We start from the raw sequence: 17,420 nt of genomic DNA, 5'->3' as shown, positions 1-17,420 counted from the left end.
CCTACCACAGCGTTTTACGACTAAAGCGGCTAATTAACTGCAAAAACACCGGTTTATCGGGCCATCGAAATCGACCTTTAGGGCAAATAATGGCATGCCCGAAAATGGGGGCGCTTTTGTTAGGCCGTAAAGAACTGTGTATCAGGGAGTCTGTTTTGTCATCACACAACAACGCTAGCCATACCTCGAACCCACCTGAGTGGGTACCAGCATGAATGGTGAGAGCCGTGATAACGGCCTGCTGGCCCTATGGAACCGGCTGCGTGCCAACCCTAAAATTCCACTGCTGATCGCAGCCTCGGCGGCGATTGCTATCGTGGTTGCGCTGACGTTATGGGCAAAAAGCCCGGACTACCGCGTGCTGTACAGCAATCTCAACGATCGCGACGGCGGCGCTATCGTCACGCAACTGACGCAGATGAACATCCCCTATCGCTTTACCGAGAACGGCTCAGCGTTGATGATCCCGGCGGAAAAGGTGCATGAAACCCGCCTGCGTCTAGCGCAACAGGGGCTGCCTAAGGGAGGAGCCGTCGGCTTTGAGCTGCTGGATCAGGAAAAATTCGGTATCAGCCAGTTCAGCGAACAGATCAACTACCAGCGGGCGCTGGAAGGCGAACTATCGCGCACTATTGAATCTCTTGGACCGGTACAGAATGCCCGCGTGCATCTGGCTCTGCCTAAACCTTCACTGTTTGTGCGTGAACAAAAAAACCCTTCGGCTTCGGTGACGTTAACACTGCAACCTGGCCGCACCCTGGACGACGGCCAGATCAATGCCGTGGTCTATATGGTGTCCAGCAGCGTGGCCGGTTTACCGCCGGGCAACGTCACGGTGGTCGATCAGGCTGGCCGCTTGCTGACCCAATCCGATGGTACCGGGCGCGATCTCAACGCCGCACAGCTGAAATACGCCAACGAGGTCGAGAACCGCTATCAGCGCCGTATTGAAGCCATTCTGGCGCCTATTGTCGGCAGTGCGAACGTACGCGCTCAGGTCACGGCCCAAATCGATTTTGCCACCCGCGAGCAAACCGACGAACAGTACCAGCCCAACCAACAGCCGGATAAATCCGCGATACGTTCCAAACAACTCAGCCTGAGTGAACAGAACGGCGGGCAACAGATCGGCGGCGTACCGGGTGCGCTTTCCAACCAGCCTAGCGCAGCACCGACGGCACCGATCGAAACGCCAAAAGCCACCACGGCGGGTAACACACCGGCCACGGCCAACAATGCCAATACCAACACGCGCACCGGGGCAAGCAGCAACGTAGCGCAAAACAGTCGCCGTGACGAAACCACTAACTACGAGGTGGATCGCACCATTCGCCATACCCAGCACAAAGCCGGGTCGGTGGAGCGTCTGTCGGTCGCCGTAGTGCTGAACACGCTGGGCACCGATAAAGACGGCAAACCACGGCCGATGAGCAAAGAGCAGTTGGCCCAAGTGGAATCGCTGGTCCGCGAGGCGATGGGTTATTCCAGCAGCCGTGGCGATACGCTCAACGTGGTCAGCACCCAGTTCAACGACGTGGAGCAGACCGGCGGCGAGTTGCCTTTCTGGCAATCACAATCGTTTATCGATCAACTGTTCAACGCAGGCCGCTATTTGCTGGTACTGCTGGTGGCCTGGATTTTGTGGCGCAAACTGGTACGTCCGCAGTTGCAAAGCCGTCAGATCGCTCAGCAAGCCATGGTTGCCGCAGCCAATGCACCAGCCAACCGCCCTGCTGAGGTCAATAAGCCAAGTCATGAAGAGCAGGCGCTGCATAAGAAATCCCAGCAGCGCGTCAATGCTGAAGTCCAGGGCCAGCGGATCCGCGAACTGGCCGATAAAGATCCACGCGTGGTCGCCCTGGTGATCCGTCAATGGATGAGTAACGAACTATGAGCCTGACAGGTACCGAAAAGAGCGCCATTCTGCTGATGACGCTGGGTGAAGATCGCGCCGCCGAAGTCTTCAAGCATCTCTCCTCGCGCGAAGTGCAGCAGTTGAGTGGCACCATGGCCACCATGCGCCAGGTGTCGCATAAACAGTTGGGGGAAGTCCTCTCCGAGTTTGAAGACGATGCCGAACAGTACGCCGCGCTGAGCGTCAACGCCAGCGACTACCTGCGTTCGGTGCTGGTTAAAGCCTTGGGTGAAGAACGTGCCAGCAGCCTGCTGGAGGATATTCTCGAATCACGGGAAGACACCTCCGGCATGGAAACGCTCAACTTTATGGAGCCGCAGAGCGCTGCCGACCTGATCCGCGACGAACACCCGCAGATCATCGCCACCATCCTGGTACACCTCAAACGCGGCCAGGCGGCGGATATCCTGGCGCAGTTCGACGAGCGCCTGCGCAACGATGTGATGCTGCGTATAGCCACCTTCGGCGGTGTCCAGCCGGACGCTCTGGCAGAGCTGACCGAAGTGCTCAACAATCTGCTGGATGGCCAGAACCTCAAGCGCAGCAAGATGGGTGGCGTACGTACCGCCGCCGAAATTATCAACCTGATGAAATCTCAGCAGGAAGAAGCGGTTATCGATGCCATGCGCGAATACGACGGCGAGCTGGCACAGAAAATCATCGACGAGATGTTCCTGTTCGAAAACCTGGTCGAAGTGGACGATCGCAGCATCCAGCGCCTGTTGCAGGACGTGGAAAGCGAATCTCTGCTGATCGCCCTGAAAGGTGCCGAACAGCCACTGCGCGAGAAGTTCCTCAAGAACATGTCGGCACGCGCCGCCGATATCCTGCGCGACGATCTGGCCAACCGTGGCCCGGTGCGCATGTCGCAGGTGGAGAACGAACAGAAAGCCATCCTGTTGGTGGTGCGCCGCCTGGCAGAAACCGGCGAAATGATCATCGGCGGTGGCGAGGACACCTATGTCTGATCGCCTTAACACCCTGCCCTGGCAGCCCTGGTCACCTAACGATCTGGCGGAGCCCAAACCGGTGCTGACACCGGAAATCCCGCCGGAGGTGATCACCATCCCGCAGGATGACAGTATCAACGAGCAGCAACGGCTGGAGATGCTACGTTTGCAGGCCCAGCAGCAAGGCCAGCAACAAGGCTTTGCCGAGGGCCAACAAAAAGGCTACGACGCGGGTTTCCAGGCCGGGCTGGAGGAAGGCCGTCAGCAAGGCATTCTGGCGGGCCAACAGCAGCAGCAGCCAATCACCGAACATTGGCAGCAGTTGGTGACCGAGTTCCAGCACACGCTGGATGCGCTCGACAGCGTGATTGCCTCACGCCTGATGCAATTGGCCCTGACGGCGGCCAAACAGGTGATCGGCCAAGCGCCGGTCTGCGATGGCACCGCCCTGCTCGGCCAGATCCAACAGTTGATCCAGCAGGAACCGATGTTCAGTGGCAAACCTCAGTTGCGTGTTCACCCTGACGATTATGAACGGGTGGAGCAACAGCTTGGCATGACCCTTAGCCTGCACGGCTGGCGGTTACTGGCGGACGGTCAGTTACATCCTGGTGGCTGCAAGGTGAGCGCAGAAGAAGGCGATCTGGATGCCAGCCTGGCCACCCGTTGGCATGAACTGTGCCGCCTGGCTGCACTGGGAGAGCTGTGATGACCGTTCGTCTCGGCCGCTGGCTGAACTCGCTGGATAGTCTGGAGAAACGCATTGCCCGTGCGCCCGCGGTACGTCGCTATGGTCGCCTGACCCGAGCTACCGGGCTGGTGCTGGAAGCCACCGGTTTGCAATTGCCGTTAGGGGCAACCTGCCTGATCGAACGCCATGACAGCGGTGTGGTGCAGGAAGTCGAAAGCGAAGTGGTCGGATTTAACGGCCAGCGGTTGTTCCTGATGCCACTGGAAGAAGTCGACGGCATCGTGCCCGGAGCACGTGTCTATGCCCGCGTCTCGCCCGAAGGGCAAAGCGCCAGCAAACAGTTACCCCTTGGCCCGGCGTTGCTTGGCCGGGTACTCGACGGCGGTGCCAAACCGCTCGATGGCCTGCCAGCACCGGATACTGGCTATCGCGCACCGCTGATCACCGCCCCGTTCAACCCGTTGCAGCGTACCCCGATCGAGCAGGTACTCGACGTAGGCGTACGTACCATCAACGGGCTGCTCACCGTGGGCCGTGGCCAGCGCATGGGGCTATTCGCCGGTTCCGGCGTCGGTAAAAGCGTGCTGCTCGGCATGATGGCACGTTACACCCAGGCCGACGTGATCGTCGTCGGTCTGATCGGCGAACGTGGCCGCGAAGTGAAAGACTTTATCGAAAATATCCTCGGCCCTGAGGGACGTGCCCGTTCGGTGGTGATCGCCGCACCGGCAGATGTTTCCCCGCTGCTGCGTATGCAAGGGGCCGCCTATGCCACCCGCATCGCCGAGGATTTCCGCGATCGCGGCCAGCACGTGCTGCTGATCATGGACTCCCTGACCCGCTACGCCATGGCGCAGCGTGAAATCGCCCTGGCGATCGGCGAACCCCCGGCCACCAAAGGCTACCCGCCTTCGGTTTTCGCCAAACTGCCCGCATTGGTAGAACGTGCGGGCAATGGCATCAGCGGCGGCGGTTCCATCACCGCTTTCTATACCGTGTTGACCGAAGGCGATGACCAGCAAGATCCGATTGCCGACTCGGCACGCGCCATTCTCGATGGCCATGTGGTGCTTTCGCGGCGATTGGCAGAGGCGGGACACTACCCGGCGATCGATATTGAAGCCTCAATCAGCCGCGCCATGACCTCATTGATTGATGAGGACCATTATCGCCGGGTACGCAACTTCAAACAGATGCTGGCCAGTTACCAACGTAACCGCGATCTGATCAGCGTGGGAGCCTACGCCGCAGGCAGCGATCCGCTGCTGGACAAGGCCATGACGCTGTATCCGCAGATGGAAGCCTATCTGCAACAGGGCATTTTCGAGCGCAGCGGCTATGACGAAGCCTGCCAGCAATTACAGCAACTGATTGTTTAACCACGGAGCCTGAGCACCATGAAACCACAGTCACCGCTGATTATTCTGCGAGATCTGGCGCAGGATGCCGTAGAACAGGCCGCACAACACCTTGGCCAGGCACGTCAGGCGCAACAGGCGGCGGAGCAGCAGCTTGCCATGCTGCTCAACTACCAGGATGAGTATCGGCAAAAGCTGAACAGCACCCTGTGTAGCGGGATGGGCTCCGCCAGTTGGCAAAACTACCAACAGTTTATCGGCACGCTCGAACAGGCCATCAACCAGCACCGCCAGCAGTTGGTGCAGTGGAGCGAGAAAGTAGAACGGGCGGTCAAGCAGTGGCAGGACAAGCAGCAGCGGCTGAACGCGTTCGAAACGCTCAACACCCGCGCCCTCAGCGCCGAACTGATGCTGGAAAACAAGCGTGACCAAAAACTGATGGATGAGTTCGCGCAACGTAGTTCACAAAGGAATCTGAATCCATGAATCTCAACGTTCTCTCTGGCCTACCGCCGACCGCTGACGGTACGGAGACTGGCCTTACCGCACTGTCGTTGGATGATGCCGGGCTGGCTGCCAGCTTTGCTCAACTGCTAGGCGAGCGCTTCACGCCAGATGGGCAGCCAATGGGCAAGCCAAACGCGGCACAGCTACTGGCAGCGGATCCACAAATCCCGACCCTTAACCGCCAACAGCTTAACCAACTGCTGGCCTCCTTTAGCGATCGTGGGCAGTTGTTGGCCGCTCCGCAGGAGCTGGGCGCGGCAGACGATAGCAAGAGCAAAGAAGAAAAGCCGTTACAGACGGTCGACGCGTTGGATACGGCTAGCTTGCAAGCCCTGTTTGCCATGCTGCCAGCCACCGTGATGCCGCCGCAAGGAAATGGCATTGCCAGCGCTGATGAGCCAAACGGTGATGAAGCGCAACTGACCGCCACTTCCTCGCTATCAGCCACTCTGAGCGACAAACCCACGTTGCCAGCCTCCGGTAAAGCGGCAGCCAAAGCACCCACCAGCGTAGACGACAAATCCAACCTGGCCGCTAAAGCGGAAACGGTTACAGCGTTGTCTTCTCCGGCCGATGGTAACCAGGACGACGCGGCAACGCCACTAAAGCTGGCGGCTGAATCAGCACCATCGTCTTCGTTGCCACAGCACACCGCCCCTGCCCCCGTTTCCAGCCCGGTCATCGCCAGCAACCCGGTCAGCGCGACGGTGAGCGCACCCGCAACGCCACAGCTGAACGCCCAACTCGGCAGTCCGGAATGGCAGCAGGCATTGGGTCAGCAGGTGCTGATGTTCCAACGCAACGGCCAACAGAGCGCCGAATTGCGCCTGCATCCGCAGGAGTTGGGGGCTTTGCAAATCACGCTGAAGCTCGACGATAACCAGGCTCTGTTGCATATCGCTTCGGCACACGGCCAGGTTCGTGCTGCGGTCGAAGCAGCGCTTCCCCATCTGCGTCATGCGCTGGCGGAAAGCGGCATCAACCTTGGCCAGAGCAGCGTGGGCGGCGAATCGTTGCCCCAGCCGCAACAGTCACAGCAGCAGGCTTCACACCAAGGCGGGCAGCCGTCTTACCGTGAACAACACGGCAGCGCCGAGATTGGCGTTGAGGCGGTGACGACACCAGCGGCGTTACAGGCAATGGCACGCTCGATCGACGGCGTTGATATTTTCGCCTGACGGCGTGCAAACGCCCAAGCTGGCACGCTTTTCCCCGCCTATTCTGGCTATTGCAGGCCCGAATAAGCGGGATAATGGAATTACATGTAATGCGTGCAGCTTGGTAGCGCGCAGAGAACAGGATTTGGTTTAGCAATGTCTCAGAATTCCCTGCCAACAGCAGCAAAAAAGAAACGCCCGATACTGGTGATCCTACTGGTACTGATCGCCCTGGGTGCCAGCGGTGCCGCAGGCTATAGCTGGTGGTTGATGCAACAAGATAAAGAGGGTCAACCCGCCGAGGCGAAAAAGCTGCCGCCCCCGGCACCGGTGTTTATGCCGCTGGATACCTTTACCGTCAATCTGGTCACCCCGGATAATAACCCCGATCGCGTGCTGTATATCGGCCTGACGTTGCGCCTGCCCGATGAAGAAACGCGCCGCCAACTGAACGATTTTCTGCCAGAGGTGCGTAGCCGCCTGCTGATGCTGCTTTCACGGCAGGCAGCGGATCAACTGGCCAACGAGCAAGGGAAACAGCAACTGGTGGCACAGATTAAAGACGTGCTCAGCCCACCGCTGGTGGCAGGACAACCGAAGCAAGTGGTCAGCGATGTGCTGTTCACCGCCTTCATACTGCGGTAATTAACCATGGGCGACAGTATTCTTTCACAGGCCGAGATCGACGCATTGCTCAATGGCGACAGCGCAGCGGATGAACCCGCTGTCGTTATCGGTCAGGAAAGCGAAGTCAAACCTTACGATCCCACGACTCAGCGCCGTGTGGTGCGTGAGCGTCTGCACGCGCTGGAAATCATCAACGAGCGTTTCGCCCGTCAGTTCCGTATGGGGCTGTTTAACCTGCTGCGCCGCAGCCCGGATATCACCGTCGGATCGATCAAGATCCAGCCTTACCATGAATTTGCCCGCAACCTGCCGGTGCCAACCAACCTGAACCTGGTGCATCTGAATCCGCTGCGCGGTACGGCGCTGTTTGTATTTGCCCCCAGCCTGGTATTTATCGCCGTGGATAACCTGTTCGGTGGCGATGGCCGTTTCCCCACCAAGGTCGAAGGGCGGGAGTTTACGCCGACCGAGCAACGGGTGATCAAGCGCATGCTGCGCCTGGCACTGGACGCCTACGGCGATGCCTGGAGCGCCATCTACAAGATCAATGTGGAATACGTGCGCGCCGAAATGCAGGTCAAGTTCACCAATATCACCACCTCCCCCAACGATATCGTGGTGACCACGCCGTTCCAGGTGGAGATTGGTGCGCTGAGCGGCGAGTTCAATATCTGTATTCCATTCGCCATGATCGAGCCACTGCGTGAGCTGTTGACTAACCCACCGCTGGAGAATGCCCGCCAGGAAGACAGCCAGTGGCGGGAAACGCTGGTGAAGCAGGTTCAGCATTCCGAACTGGAGTTGATCGCCAACTTTGTCGATATCCCGATGCGCCTGTCGAAAGTGCTGAAACTGCAGCCAGGCGACGTGTTACCGATCGATAAACCGGATCGCCTGATCGCCCATGTGGATGGCGTCCCGGTCTTGACCAGCCAATACGGCACCTTAAACGGGCAGTACGCCCTGCGTGTTGAACATTTGATTAACCCTATTTTGAATGCCCTGAGTGAGGAACAGCCCAATGAGTGATCCTAAACAACCGTCTAGCGAAGAAACGGGCTCCGTAGACGATCTGTGGGCTGATGCGTTTAACGAGCAGCAGGCGACCGAGAAATCCGCCTCTACCGAAGGCGTCTTCAAGACGCTGGAAGCTCAGGATGCGTTGGGTAGCCTGCAAGATATCGATCTGATCCTGGATATCCCGGTCAAGCTGACCGTGGAGTTGGGACGCACCAAGATGACCATCAAAGAGCTGCTGCGCCTGTCACAAGGGTCGGTAGTGGCATTGGATGGTCTGGCCGGTGAACCATTGGATATCCTGATCAACGGCTATCTGATTGCCCAGGGTGAAGTCGTGGTCGTCGGCGACAAGTTCGGCGTACGTATCACCGATATCATCACCCCTTCCGAGCGCATGCGCCGTCTGAGCCGCTGATGAACCCCAACGCCAGCGTTCAGACGCAAAGCATTCAGCAGCCCACCGGCTCGGCGCTGCCCACCGGCTCGGTATTGATGCAGGTCAGCAGCGCGCTCGGCGCTATTTTGCTGCTGATCCTGCTCGCTGGCTGGCTGTTTCGTCGGCTGGGGCTGGCCCCGCAGGCCCGTGGCAATCAAAAATTGCTGAACCTGCGTGCCAGTTGTCAGGTGGGCCAACGCGAACGTGTGGTGGTCGTTGAAGTGGATAACACCTGGCTGGTGCTGGGCGTCACAGCTCAGCAGATCACCCCGTTACACACTCTGTCTGCACCACCAGCCGCGCAGGCAGCAACCGATGCAAAATCACCGGCAGATTTCCGCCAGTTAATGCAAAACGTGTTAAAACGCCCGGATAAAACGGCATGAATTCATTTCTCCATCGCCGGGCAGTTGGCCCGCTGCTGGCCGCAGGCCTGCTCCTGCTCAGCCCAGCCGCTTTGGCACAGTTGCCGGGGCTGATTAGCCAACCGACGGCCAACGGCGGCCAAAGCTGGACGCTGCCGGTGCAAACGCTGGTCCTGATCACCTCACTCAGCTTCCTGCCTGCGATGCTGCTGATGATGACCAGCTTCACCCGTATCATCATCGTACTGGGACTGCTGCGTAACGCCCTTGGCACCCCGTCGGCACCGCCCAATCAGGTGATGCTCGGGTTGGCACTGTTTCTGACCTTCTTCATCATGTCGCCGGTGTTCGACAAGGTTTACCAGGATGCCTACCTGCCGTTCAGTCAGGATAAGATCAGCATGGAGGTGGCGATCGACAAAGGTTCGCAACCGCTGCGCGAGTTTATGCTGCGCCAGACGCGGGAAAGCGATCTGGCCCTGTACGCCAGGTTAGCTAACTTGCCCGCTCTGGAAGGCCCAGAGGCCGTCCCGATGCGTATTCTGTTGCCCGCTTATGTGACCAGTGAGCTGAAAACCGCCTTCCAGATTGGTTTTACCGTGTTTATTCCGTTCCTGATCATCGATCTGGTGGTGGCCAGCGTGCTGATGGCGCTGGGGATGATGATGGTGCCACCCGCAACCATCTCGCTGCCGTTCAAGCTGATGCTGTTTGTGTTGGTGGACGGCTGGCAACTGCTGTTGGGATCGTTGGCACAGAGTTTTTATAGCTAGATCTTGAGTGTCCCCCTCACCCCAACCCTCTCCCACAGGGAGAGGGAGCCGAATGGTGTCGTTGATAAGTCTCTGCACCCTCGGCAAAAACACTGAAGCAGCAGCAAACTCGATCGATCCCCTCTCCTTGGGGAGAGGGTTAGGGTGAGGGGCCAAAAGCTCCCCCATATTGGAGAATAAAAATGACACCAGAATCGGTAATGGCGCTGGGTACGGAAGCGATGAAAGTGGCCCTGGCGCTGGCCGCCCCGCTGCTGTTAGCCGCGCTATTCAGCGGGCTCATCGTCAGCTTGTTGCAGGCCGCCACCCAGATTAACGAAATGACGTTGTCGTTTATTCCCAAAATTCTCTCCGTGGTCGCCACCCTGATTATCGCCGGGCCGTGGATGCTGAATCTGCTGCTGGATTATATGCGCATGCTGTTCAGTAACCTGCCGAACCTGATCGGCTAGCCATGCTGACCTTTGACAGCGCCCAACTGACCGTCTGGCTCAGCCAGTTTTTCTGGCCGCTGCTACGCATCCTGGCACTGATTAGCACTGCCCCGCTGTTCAGCGAAAAACAGATCTCCAAACGGGTGAAAATTGGCCTGGGTGGCCTGATCGTGTTGCTGATCGCCCCCACGCTGCCCACCAGCAATATCCCACTGTTCTCCGCCACTGGCCTATGGATGGCCGTACAGCAGATCCTTATCGGTGTGGCGATTGGGTTGACCATGCAGTTTGCCTTTGCGGCAGTGCGCCTAGCGGGTGAAGTGATCGGCATGCAGATGGGGCTGTCCTTCGCCACCTTCTTCGATCCTTCCGGCGGCCCCAATACGCCGCTGTTGGCACGGCTGCTGAACCTGCTGGCGATGCTATTGTTCCTCAGCTTTGATGGTCACCTGTGGCTGATCTCACTGCTGGCAGACAGCTTCCACACGTTGCCAATCCAGGCTCAACCGCTGAACGGCAACGGTTTCCTGGCGTTAACCCAGGCAGGCACGCTGATCTTCATTAACGGGATGATGTTGGCACTGCCGCTGATCTGCCTGCTGCTGACGCTGAACCTGGCGCTTGGCCTGCTCAACCGCGTCACTCCGCAGCTATCAGTGTTTGTCATCGGTTTTCCCGTGACCTTGACCATCGGTATGCTGACCCTGGGTATGATGATGCCGATGCTAGCCCCGTTCTGTGAGCATCTGTTCGGCGAGTTTTTCGATCGGCTGGCGGTGGTGATCGGTGGCATGTCCGCTTGACGCCAAGTTTAGCCGCGAGACAAACTAGCAGGGAAAAATATTTTCCGAGATAAAAAGTTGAAAAAGGCAAATTAACCAGATTTAGCGGCGATTATTCGCCCGGACTTGAATAATAAAATACCCACCTTAGAATGGCCTCATTAAATAAATCTCTCAGCGTAGCAATACGCTAAAAAAGTCATTAATTTGGCTGGTGATTTATTGAAACAACCAACAATCCGAAAAATAAAATAACCGTGCCTGCGGGCTGCGGTATTTTATTTATCTCGCTTTATCTACCTAAGCATGGCCAGGAGCATGGAATGAAGATGAAAAACAGGAAAGCACGCAGAGCCTTAGGCATGGCACATTGGGTCACCAACCGCATCCAGATCACGCCATCCGAGTGCGGTAAATTCTGGACCGTCGCCAAAAAGAAAAAATAACGCGCATTTCAGCGCGTAGTATTAAAAATAAAGGTTACTTATCCAGTCGGAATATCTTGACGTTTCCCGGCGTTAAATCAGGCTGTGTAAAAACGGCGCGGCGCTTTATATCCACTTTATAGCGCGCCGTGCCCTACTCAATGAATATAAGCCATCAAGAATTAATACCCTATGGATTTCAAGCTACAGCTAGGCGACAAGCTTGCTCATCCCCAGGAGCTTACGTTTTTGTAAGTGACTGGGGTGGGCAAGTGCAGGTAACAACGCTGTAGTTTGAAAGACGACGGGTATTAGCGGTTCATTTGGAACAGTGACATACCTTGCATATCGCTGAAGGTTTTATACGATGCCTGCAAGGCGGCCTGCTGCATGTAGTAGGACGAAATCGCCTCCACCACATCCGCATCCACCAGCGCGGTCAGCTGGTTTTGGTTCGCCGTGTTATTTTCCACGCCGATGCTGTCCAACACATCCAACTCTTGCAACTGGGTCCCCAGCACCGCACTGGTACTCAACACGTTGTTGTAGCTGTTATCCAGCCCACGGCTTGCCTTGTCGAGATCGGCGGTGACCTGGGCGCGGGTGGCCTCATCGGCCCCCTGCAACGGGGTCTTCAACGCCTTCAACGCCAAGTCGATGCTGTTGAACACGTTGGCTTCCGAAGGGCTGCCATCCGGCTCCGGTTTCACATTGCTGGTCAATGACATAAACACCGAACTGCCGGTATGGCCCACGGTCATGGTGCGGTTGGCATCCACTTTCTGTTCAATGGCCGAATTGCTGCCCTGGTAAACCACCGTGCCATTCTGATCGACAAACGGCGCTTTATCATTGGCAAAGCCAGCGAAAATAAAGCGGCCGTTTCCGTCGGTACTGTTGGCCTGGCTAAGCAACTGATCTTTCAGCCCTTGCAACTGAGTGGCCAACGAGTCGCGGTCATTGTCGCTGAGGGTACCGTCACCGGCGTTGACGATCAGCGTTTTCATGTCCTTGATACCGTCGGCAGCGCTACGCAGCACGGTCTCTTCCATCGAGATATTCTGACGGGCAAAGGTGCGCGCCAACGCGTACTGGCTGTTTTCCGACATCGACTGCGAGATCATCACCGCCTGTGACGCCGCTAACGGATCGTCCGAAGGGTAAAGCACGCGCTTGCCGCTGGAAAGCTGCTGCCCGGACTGCATCCACAGAGACTGATTATTGGTGACCCCCGACAGATTCTGTTGGTAGATCATGCTGGTGCTCATGCGCATGGGTTGGGTTCCTCAATAAGGGCATCCACAGCCGGGAGGCCGGCTGTGATTAACGGTAAAATCAACGGATATTCAGTATGGCGTCAAACAACGAGCTGGCAGTCTGGATCACCTGCGCATTGGCCATGTAATACTGCTGGAAACGCAGCAGCTCGCCGTACTCTTCATCCAGGTTAACCCCGGAGATAGACTGCTGCTGGGTTTGCAACTGGGTCACAATATTGTTTTGTGAGGTGCTGTTGACCTTGGCGGTGGCGGTCTGGTTACCCACGCTGCTGACCAATCCGGCATAGGCTCCGCTCAAGGTTGCCTTGCCTTCCACCACTTTGGCGGTTTGCAGATCGAGCAGTTTCTTGACGTTGTCGTTATCGCCCTTACCGCCATCCTCCGCCCCTGCGGCAGCAAACTTGGCCGAATCGCTGATGGCCACCTTCAGGCTACCGGCCACATCGCTGACCGGTTTGACGGTAAAGCTGTCATTCTTTTTCGCGCTGCCCGTCACGCCGATCTGTAGGCCATCAAAGCTCAGCGTCGGCTTGCCATCCGCATCGGTGCCTGCGGTAGCAGGTACTTTAGCGTTATCGGCCAGGCGCGTGACCTGCCAGTTGGCACCGTCAAACTCCACACGGTAATCACTGGCTTTGATCTTGCTGGTGTCGGTAAAGTCGACCGACAGCGAGGCATTACCGGTGTTGTTGGTATTGTTGACCGCACGGCCACCGGAGAAGCTGAAGAAATCCCCGCCTGCGTCGCCGTTGATATCAAAACCTTCACGATGCTGCTGGTTAAAGCTGTCGGCCAGCGCCAGAGCAAGTTGCCCCAGTTGGTTACGGGCACCATCCAATGACTCACTGCGGAACTTCAACACGCCGCTGACGCTACCGCTGCCAATCTGGCTTTCCGGGATTTCGTTGGTGCCATTGCCGCGATCGTAACCGAGCGTTAGGCGAGATGGATCTTTGCTGGAAGGGATCGCAGCCACCTGATAGGAGGAATTGCCTTGCACCAGCGTCAAACCGTTGGCGAAGGTCACGGTATAAGCATCACCATCCTGCTGGGTGACCTGAACCCCAACCACCTTGTTAAGCTCCGTCACCAACTGATCGCGCTGATCCAGCAAGGCGTTCGGCTCGCCACCACCGCTGCTGGCGCGCACCTGGGTGATTTCGTTATTCAAGCGGGCGATCTGCTGGCTGTAGGTGTTGATCTGCGTGGCGCTGTCGCTCAGTTGCTGGTTGACGCCTGAATCCATATCACGCAGATACTTATCCGCATTGTTGAACTGATTCACCAGGCCGTTGGCCTTGCCGAGTACGGTCTGACGGGCGGCATCATCGCCGGCATTGCTGACAACGTTTTGCAGGTTTTTGAAGAAATCTTCCATACCCGACGCCAGGGTGTTGGTTTTGGACGCCAGCAGGTTGTCGATCTGGGAGACTTTCTCAAAATAGCTGCTTTGGGCCGAAGCCTCGCTTTGCGCCCCGCGCAGCTGGGTCATGATGAACTGGTTATACTCGCGATTGACCGTAGTCACGGTGGCTCCGTTACCGATAAAGCCGTTCATGGTGCCCAGGCCGCCGTTTTGCGCCAGGATCGCGGTCTGGCGGTTATAGCCCGCCACGTTATAGTTGGAAATATTGTTACTGACGGTGCTAAGCGCGACCTGCGCCGCATTCAGGCCACTCATCGCGGTATTGATTAAGCTGTTGGACATAGAGGTTCCTTATGCTGCGGTGCCAGCGGCCCACAGAAGTCAAATAGTGTGCCGGGCGTTGCCATCCAGCCTGTTTGGGTTATCGGCCATCCGTCGGAAAACTTGAGGTAAAATTGTCGGTTCGCGGTTGGTATTTCCCCTCACCCTAACCCTCTCCCAAAGGGAGAGGGGACTGTCCGTGCCACAGATTAATTCTGTGCCTAACCACAACGTCGAACTGGCTCCCTCTCCTTTTTGGGGAGAGGGTTGGGGTGAGGGGACTAAAACAGATCCTGCAAATCGTGGGTATAGGCTTTACTCACCTGCTCCCCGGCGTTTTTCATCTGCTGGATCATACTGACCAGCTTTTTGGCATACTGTGGATCGGTCGCGTAACCGGCCTTTTGTAACGCATGTGCCGCCTGCTCAGGGCTGCTGGCACTGGCCACGTTGGCATAGCGCGGGTTGTTGGTCAGCAGTTTGACGTAATCACCAATAGCTTCCATATAGGAGCCATACACGCGGAAGCGGGCTTTGATCTTCTTCGCCACGCCCTCCTCAAACTCGGTGGTGGTGATCTCCGTTACCGGGCCGTCCCAACTGCTACCCGCCTTGATACCAAACAGGTTGTAACTGCGTGAGCCATCCGCAGCCGGGATCTCACGTTGCCCCCAACCAGACTCCAGCGCAGCCTGCGCCATAATCAACTGGTGTGGAATACCGCTTTGCTGGCTGGCAACGCGAGCAGGAATGGACAGTTGCGCGACAAAGTTGCCATTGCTCAGAGGTAAGGAAGGCACCGGCGGCATTTTGGGCACCGCCCGGCGCACCATCTGTTCCAGCGCCTGATGCGGTAAGGTTTGCAGCACCTCGTTGTCCAGCGCCATGGGCACCGTCCCTGCGGTTTCGCTTGGGCGATTGTTCCCGGCAGACAGTTGCTTGACCATCATGTCCGCCAGCCCCAGGCCTTTCTGCGACATCTGCTGGGCGATCTGCTGATCGTACATTGAGGTGTACAGCCGCGTCTGGTCGCTGCTCAACACGCCATCCTGCGGCAATGCCGCACGCATGCTTTTCAGCATCATCTGCACGAACATCCCTTCCACCTGTTGGGCCACCTGCTTGATATTGCCCTGAGGATCGGCGGCAACATCGCGCTTCAACCCGTTCAATGACTGGGTGTCATAGGCCGCCCCAGACATGGCCATCAAATCGCTGCTCATCAGATAATTTCCAACTTGGCACGCAGGCAGCCAGCGCTCTGCATGGCTTGCAGGATCGACATCAGATCGATCGGTGTCGCCCCCAGCGCATTCAGCGCACGCACCACGTTATTGAGGTTGGCGCTGGCATTCACTTTTTGCAGCGAACCACCCTGCTGCTGCACGGAAATCTGGGTATTCGGTGTCACCACGGTCTGGCCACCGCCGAATGGCGTATCCGGCTGGCTGACGGTGTTTTGCCGATCGACCACCACCGACAGGTTCCCTTGCGCCACCGCGCAGGAATCCAGCACCACATCACGGTTCATGACCACCGAGCCGGTACGGGAGTTGATGATCACCTTGGCATCCATCGCCCCGACGTTAATGCTGATATTCTGAATATCCGCCAGGAAGCGCACCTGCGAGCTATTACCACGCGGCACCAGCACCTGAACGGTGCGGGAATCGAGCGGTGAGGCAGTACCGCTGCCACGCTGACGGTTGATGGCGTCGCTGATCTGCTGCGCCAAGGTGAAATCATCGTCATTCAGTTGCAGATTGATCACACCGTCCTGGCCGAAGGTGGTCGGCAATTCGCGTTCGATGGAAGCCCCGTTACTGATGCGGCCACCGGCCAACTGATTGACCTGCACGCTGCTGCCCCCGGAGGAAGCACCGGCCCCACCGACCAGCACATTACCCTGCGCCAGTGCGTATACCTGATTATCAACGCCCTTCAGCGGCGTCATCAGCAATGTCCCACCACGCAGGCTCTTGGCGTTACCCATAGAGGACACCACCACGTCGATGTTCTGCCCCGCCCGGGAGAATGGCGGCAACTTGGCGGTCACCATCACCGCCGCCACGTTTTTCAGCTGCATGTTGGTGCCCGGCGGCACGGTGATCCCCAGTTGCGACAGCATGTTGCTCAAGCTCTGGGTAGTGAATGGGGTTTGCATGGTCTGGTCACCGGAGCCGTCCAGTCCCACCACCAGGCCGTAACCAATCAAGGCGTTGTCACGCACGCCCTGTACCGAAACCAGATCGCGGATGCGTTCCGCCGTCGCCGGTAAACAAACCAGCATCATGGACAGTGTGAGAAGTAACTTTTTCAGCATCGGTCAATCCTTAGAACGGTGAAACATTTAAGAAGAAGCGCTGTAGCCACCCCATGGTCTGCGCCTCATTGATATAGCCGTTACCGACGTATTCAATGCGTGCATCCGCCACCTGGGTGGACGTGACCGAGTTATTGCCACTGATGGTGCGGGGGTTAACCACACCGGAGAAACGAATGAATTCGGTGCCCTGATTGATGGCGATCTGCTTTTCGCCCACCACGTGCAGGTTGCCGTTGGCCAGCACCTGATTGACCGTGACGGTGATGGTGCCGTTAAAGGTGTTGTTGGCGTTGGCTCCGCCCTTGCCACCAAAGGTGCTGTCGCCGGAGATATCCATGTCGGCTCGCGCATTACCAAGCAACCCATCGAGGTAACGTGGTGACGTGGCCACGCCGAACTTGCTTGCCCCGTTGCGGCTGGCGTTGGCAGATGAACTCTTGCTGGCACTGACGTTTTCTTGCAGCACGATGGTCAGCGTGTCGCCGATATTGCGCGGGCGACGATCCTCGAACAGCGGCTGATAGCCGTAGTTCATCGGCTGCACCGTCTGGAAAATTGAACCGTTCGGCACCGGGGCGCCTGCCGGTGCTGGCTGAGCCGTGGTAGCCCCGTCAACCAAAGGGGTATGCGGAATATAGGCACAGCCGCTGACTGTCAGCATCAGCATCCCGGCCAGGACGCGCTTGC

General features: G+C 57.6%; 19 protein-coding genes. 14 read left to right on the top strand and 5 right to left on the bottom strand.

What is annotated here, in order from left to right; genetic code table 11:
• Positions 1 to 211 precede the first annotated feature (211 nt).
• The 14 genes from fliF (at position 212) to sra (ending at position 11,461) form a co-directional block, all read left to right on the top strand.
• A complete protein-coding gene (gene fliF / locus U869_RS0120815; RefSeq protein ID WP_029987732.1) occupies positions 212 to 1,894 on the top strand; it encodes a flagellar basal-body MS-ring/collar protein FliF in 1,683 nt (560 codons plus the stop codon).
• Complete coding sequence (gene fliG / locus U869_RS0120810; protein WP_025121529.1) at positions 1,891 to 2,883, top strand: flagellar motor switch protein FliG; 993 nt, start codon at positions 1,891 to 1,893, stop codon at positions 2,881 to 2,883. The genes fliF and fliG overlap by 4 nt, the downstream gene beginning before the upstream one ends.
• Entirely contained in the window at positions 2,876 to 3,574 is a 699-nt protein-coding gene (fliH, locus tag U869_RS0120805; RefSeq protein ID WP_025121528.1) for a flagellar assembly protein FliH, read from the top strand. Before fliG ends, fliH begins: the two co-directional genes overlap by 8 nt.
• Positions 3,574 to 4,935: a flagellar protein export ATPase FliI gene (fliI, locus tag U869_RS0120800; protein WP_025121527.1), complete on the top strand. Its 1,362-nt coding sequence runs from the start codon at positions 3,574 to 3,576 to the stop codon at positions 4,933 to 4,935. Before fliH ends, fliI begins: the two co-directional genes overlap by 1 nt.
• Before the next feature lie 18 nt (positions 4,936 to 4,953).
• On the top strand, positions 4,954 to 5,400 hold the full coding sequence (gene fliJ, locus U869_RS0120795) for a flagellar export protein FliJ (protein ID WP_025121526.1): 447 nt from the start codon (positions 4,954 to 4,956) through the stop codon (positions 5,398 to 5,400).
• Positions 5,397 to 6,599 carry a flagellar hook-length control protein FliK gene (locus U869_RS0120790; protein WP_025121525.1) on the top strand — a complete coding sequence of 401 codons (1,203 nt, stop codon included), beginning with the start codon at positions 5,397 to 5,399 and terminating at the stop codon, positions 6,597 to 6,599. The genes fliJ and U869_RS0120790 overlap by 4 nt, the downstream gene beginning before the upstream one ends.
• Before the next feature lie 135 nt (positions 6,600 to 6,734).
• Positions 6,735 to 7,223, top strand: coding sequence for a flagellar basal body-associated protein FliL (gene fliL / locus U869_RS0120785; protein WP_025121524.1), 489 nt, complete (start codon positions 6,735 to 6,737; stop codon positions 7,221 to 7,223).
• 6 nt (positions 7,224 to 7,229) lie between these two features.
• A complete protein-coding gene (gene fliM / locus U869_RS0120780; protein ID WP_025121523.1) occupies positions 7,230 to 8,234 on the top strand; it encodes a flagellar motor switch protein FliM in 1,005 nt (334 codons plus the stop codon).
• Entirely contained in the window at positions 8,227 to 8,640 is a 414-nt protein-coding gene (gene fliN, locus U869_RS0120775; protein WP_025121522.1) for a flagellar motor switch protein FliN, read from the top strand. Before fliM ends, fliN begins: the two co-directional genes overlap by 8 nt.
• The gene (gene fliO, locus U869_RS0120770; RefSeq protein WP_025121521.1) at positions 8,640 to 9,047 is read left to right on the top strand and encodes a flagellar biosynthetic protein FliO; all 408 of its coding nucleotides are present in this window, start codon (positions 8,640 to 8,642) and stop codon (positions 9,045 to 9,047) included. The genes fliN and fliO overlap by 1 nt, the downstream gene beginning before the upstream one ends.
• On the top strand, positions 9,044 to 9,799 hold the full coding sequence (fliP, locus tag U869_RS0120765; protein WP_025121520.1) for a flagellar type III secretion system pore protein FliP: 756 nt from the start codon (positions 9,044 to 9,046) through the stop codon (positions 9,797 to 9,799). The genes fliO and fliP overlap by 4 nt, the downstream gene beginning before the upstream one ends.
• 182 nt (positions 9,800 to 9,981) lie before the next feature.
• Positions 9,982 to 10,251 (top strand): flagellar biosynthesis protein FliQ, encoded by a 270-nt coding sequence (gene fliQ / locus U869_RS0120760; RefSeq protein WP_025121519.1) that lies wholly within the window; start codon positions 9,982 to 9,984, stop codon positions 10,249 to 10,251.
• A 2-nt stretch (positions 10,252 to 10,253) separates the two neighbouring features.
• Positions 10,254 to 11,036 carry a flagellar biosynthetic protein FliR gene (gene fliR / locus U869_RS0120755; RefSeq protein ID WP_025121518.1) on the top strand — a complete coding sequence of 261 codons (783 nt, stop codon included), beginning with the start codon at positions 10,254 to 10,256 and terminating at the stop codon, positions 11,034 to 11,036.
• A 302-nt stretch (positions 11,037 to 11,338) separates the two neighbouring features.
• Positions 11,339 to 11,461: a stationary-phase-induced ribosome-associated protein gene (gene sra, locus U869_RS32420; protein WP_198530690.1), complete on the top strand. Its 123-nt coding sequence runs from the start codon at positions 11,339 to 11,341 to the stop codon at positions 11,459 to 11,461.
• A 290-nt stretch (positions 11,462 to 11,751) separates the two neighbouring features.
• Here sra and flgL read toward each other — a convergent pair whose 3' ends face one another.
• From flgL to flgH, 5 genes are all read right to left on the bottom strand, one after another.
• Entirely contained in the window at positions 11,752 to 12,714 is a 963-nt protein-coding gene (flgL, locus tag U869_RS0120745; protein WP_025121517.1) for a flagellar hook-associated protein FlgL, read from the bottom strand.
• Between the two features lie 61 nt (positions 12,715 to 12,775).
• Positions 12,776 to 14,428: a flagellar hook-associated protein FlgK gene (gene flgK / locus U869_RS0120740; RefSeq protein WP_025121516.1), complete on the bottom strand. Its 1,653-nt coding sequence runs from the start codon at positions 14,426 to 14,428 to the stop codon at positions 12,776 to 12,778.
• A 260-nt stretch (positions 14,429 to 14,688) separates the two neighbouring features.
• A complete protein-coding gene (gene flgJ / locus U869_RS0120735; protein ID WP_025121515.1) occupies positions 14,689 to 15,630 on the bottom strand; it encodes a flagellar assembly peptidoglycan hydrolase FlgJ in 942 nt (313 codons plus the stop codon).
• Positions 15,630 to 16,730 carry a flagellar basal body P-ring protein FlgI gene (locus U869_RS0120730; RefSeq protein ID WP_025121514.1) on the bottom strand — a complete coding sequence of 367 codons (1,101 nt, stop codon included), beginning with the start codon at positions 16,728 to 16,730 and terminating at the stop codon, positions 15,630 to 15,632. The genes flgJ and U869_RS0120730 overlap by 1 nt, the downstream gene beginning before the upstream one ends.
• A gap of 10 nt (positions 16,731 to 16,740) precedes the next feature.
• Positions 16,741 to 17,400, bottom strand: a complete 660-nt coding sequence (gene flgH, locus U869_RS0120725; RefSeq protein ID WP_051588670.1) for a flagellar basal body L-ring protein FlgH — start codon at positions 17,398 to 17,400, stop codon at positions 16,741 to 16,743.
• Positions 17,401 to 17,420: the final 20 nt, after the last annotated feature.

The sequence above is a fragment of the Serratia sp. H1w genome, assembly GCF_000633355.1.
GTDB lineage: Bacteria > Pseudomonadota > Gammaproteobacteria > Enterobacterales > Enterobacteriaceae > Chania.
This window is presented reverse-complemented; position numbering and strand designations above follow the sequence as displayed.

Coding starts and splice junctions, on each gene's coding strand:
- fliF (WP_029987732.1), top strand. CDS start 212: ATGAATGGTGAGAGCCGTGATAACGGCCTGCTGGCCCTATGGAACCGG.
- fliG (WP_025121529.1), top strand. CDS start 1,891: ATGAGCCTGACAGGTACCGAAAAGAGCGCCATTCTGCTGATGACGCTG.
- fliH (WP_025121528.1), top strand. CDS start 2,876: ATGTCTGATCGCCTTAACACCCTGCCCTGGCAGCCCTGGTCACCTAAC.
- fliI (WP_025121527.1), top strand. CDS start 3,574: ATGACCGTTCGTCTCGGCCGCTGGCTGAACTCGCTGGATAGTCTGGAG.
- fliJ (WP_025121526.1), top strand. CDS start 4,954: ATGAAACCACAGTCACCGCTGATTATTCTGCGAGATCTGGCGCAGGAT.
- U869_RS0120790 (WP_025121525.1), top strand. CDS start 5,397: ATGAATCTCAACGTTCTCTCTGGCCTACCGCCGACCGCTGACGGTACG.
- fliL (WP_025121524.1), top strand. CDS start 6,735: ATGTCTCAGAATTCCCTGCCAACAGCAGCAAAAAAGAAACGCCCGATA.
- fliM (WP_025121523.1), top strand. CDS start 7,230: ATGGGCGACAGTATTCTTTCACAGGCCGAGATCGACGCATTGCTCAAT.
- fliN (WP_025121522.1), top strand. CDS start 8,227: ATGAGTGATCCTAAACAACCGTCTAGCGAAGAAACGGGCTCCGTAGAC.
- fliO (WP_025121521.1), top strand. CDS start 8,640: ATGAACCCCAACGCCAGCGTTCAGACGCAAAGCATTCAGCAGCCCACC.
- fliP (WP_025121520.1), top strand. CDS start 9,044: ATGAATTCATTTCTCCATCGCCGGGCAGTTGGCCCGCTGCTGGCCGCA.
- fliQ (WP_025121519.1), top strand. CDS start 9,982: ATGACACCAGAATCGGTAATGGCGCTGGGTACGGAAGCGATGAAAGTG.
- fliR (WP_025121518.1), top strand. CDS start 10,254: ATGCTGACCTTTGACAGCGCCCAACTGACCGTCTGGCTCAGCCAGTTT.
- sra (WP_198530690.1), top strand. CDS start 11,339: ATGAAGATGAAAAACAGGAAAGCACGCAGAGCCTTAGGCATGGCACAT.
- flgL (WP_025121517.1), bottom strand. CDS start 12,714: ATGCGCATGAGCACCAGCATGATCTACCAACAGAATCTGTCGGGGGTC.
- flgK (WP_025121516.1), bottom strand. CDS start 14,428: ATGTCCAACAGCTTAATCAATACCGCGATGAGTGGCCTGAATGCGGCG.
- flgJ (WP_025121515.1), bottom strand. CDS start 15,630: ATGAGCAGCGATTTGATGGCCATGTCTGGGGCGGCCTATGACACCCAG.
- U869_RS0120730 (WP_025121514.1), bottom strand. CDS start 16,730: ATGCTGAAAAAGTTACTTCTCACACTGTCCATGATGCTGGTTTGTTTA.
- flgH (WP_051588670.1), bottom strand. CDS start 17,400: ATGCTGATGCTGACAGTCAGCGGCTGTGCCTATATTCCGCATACCCCT.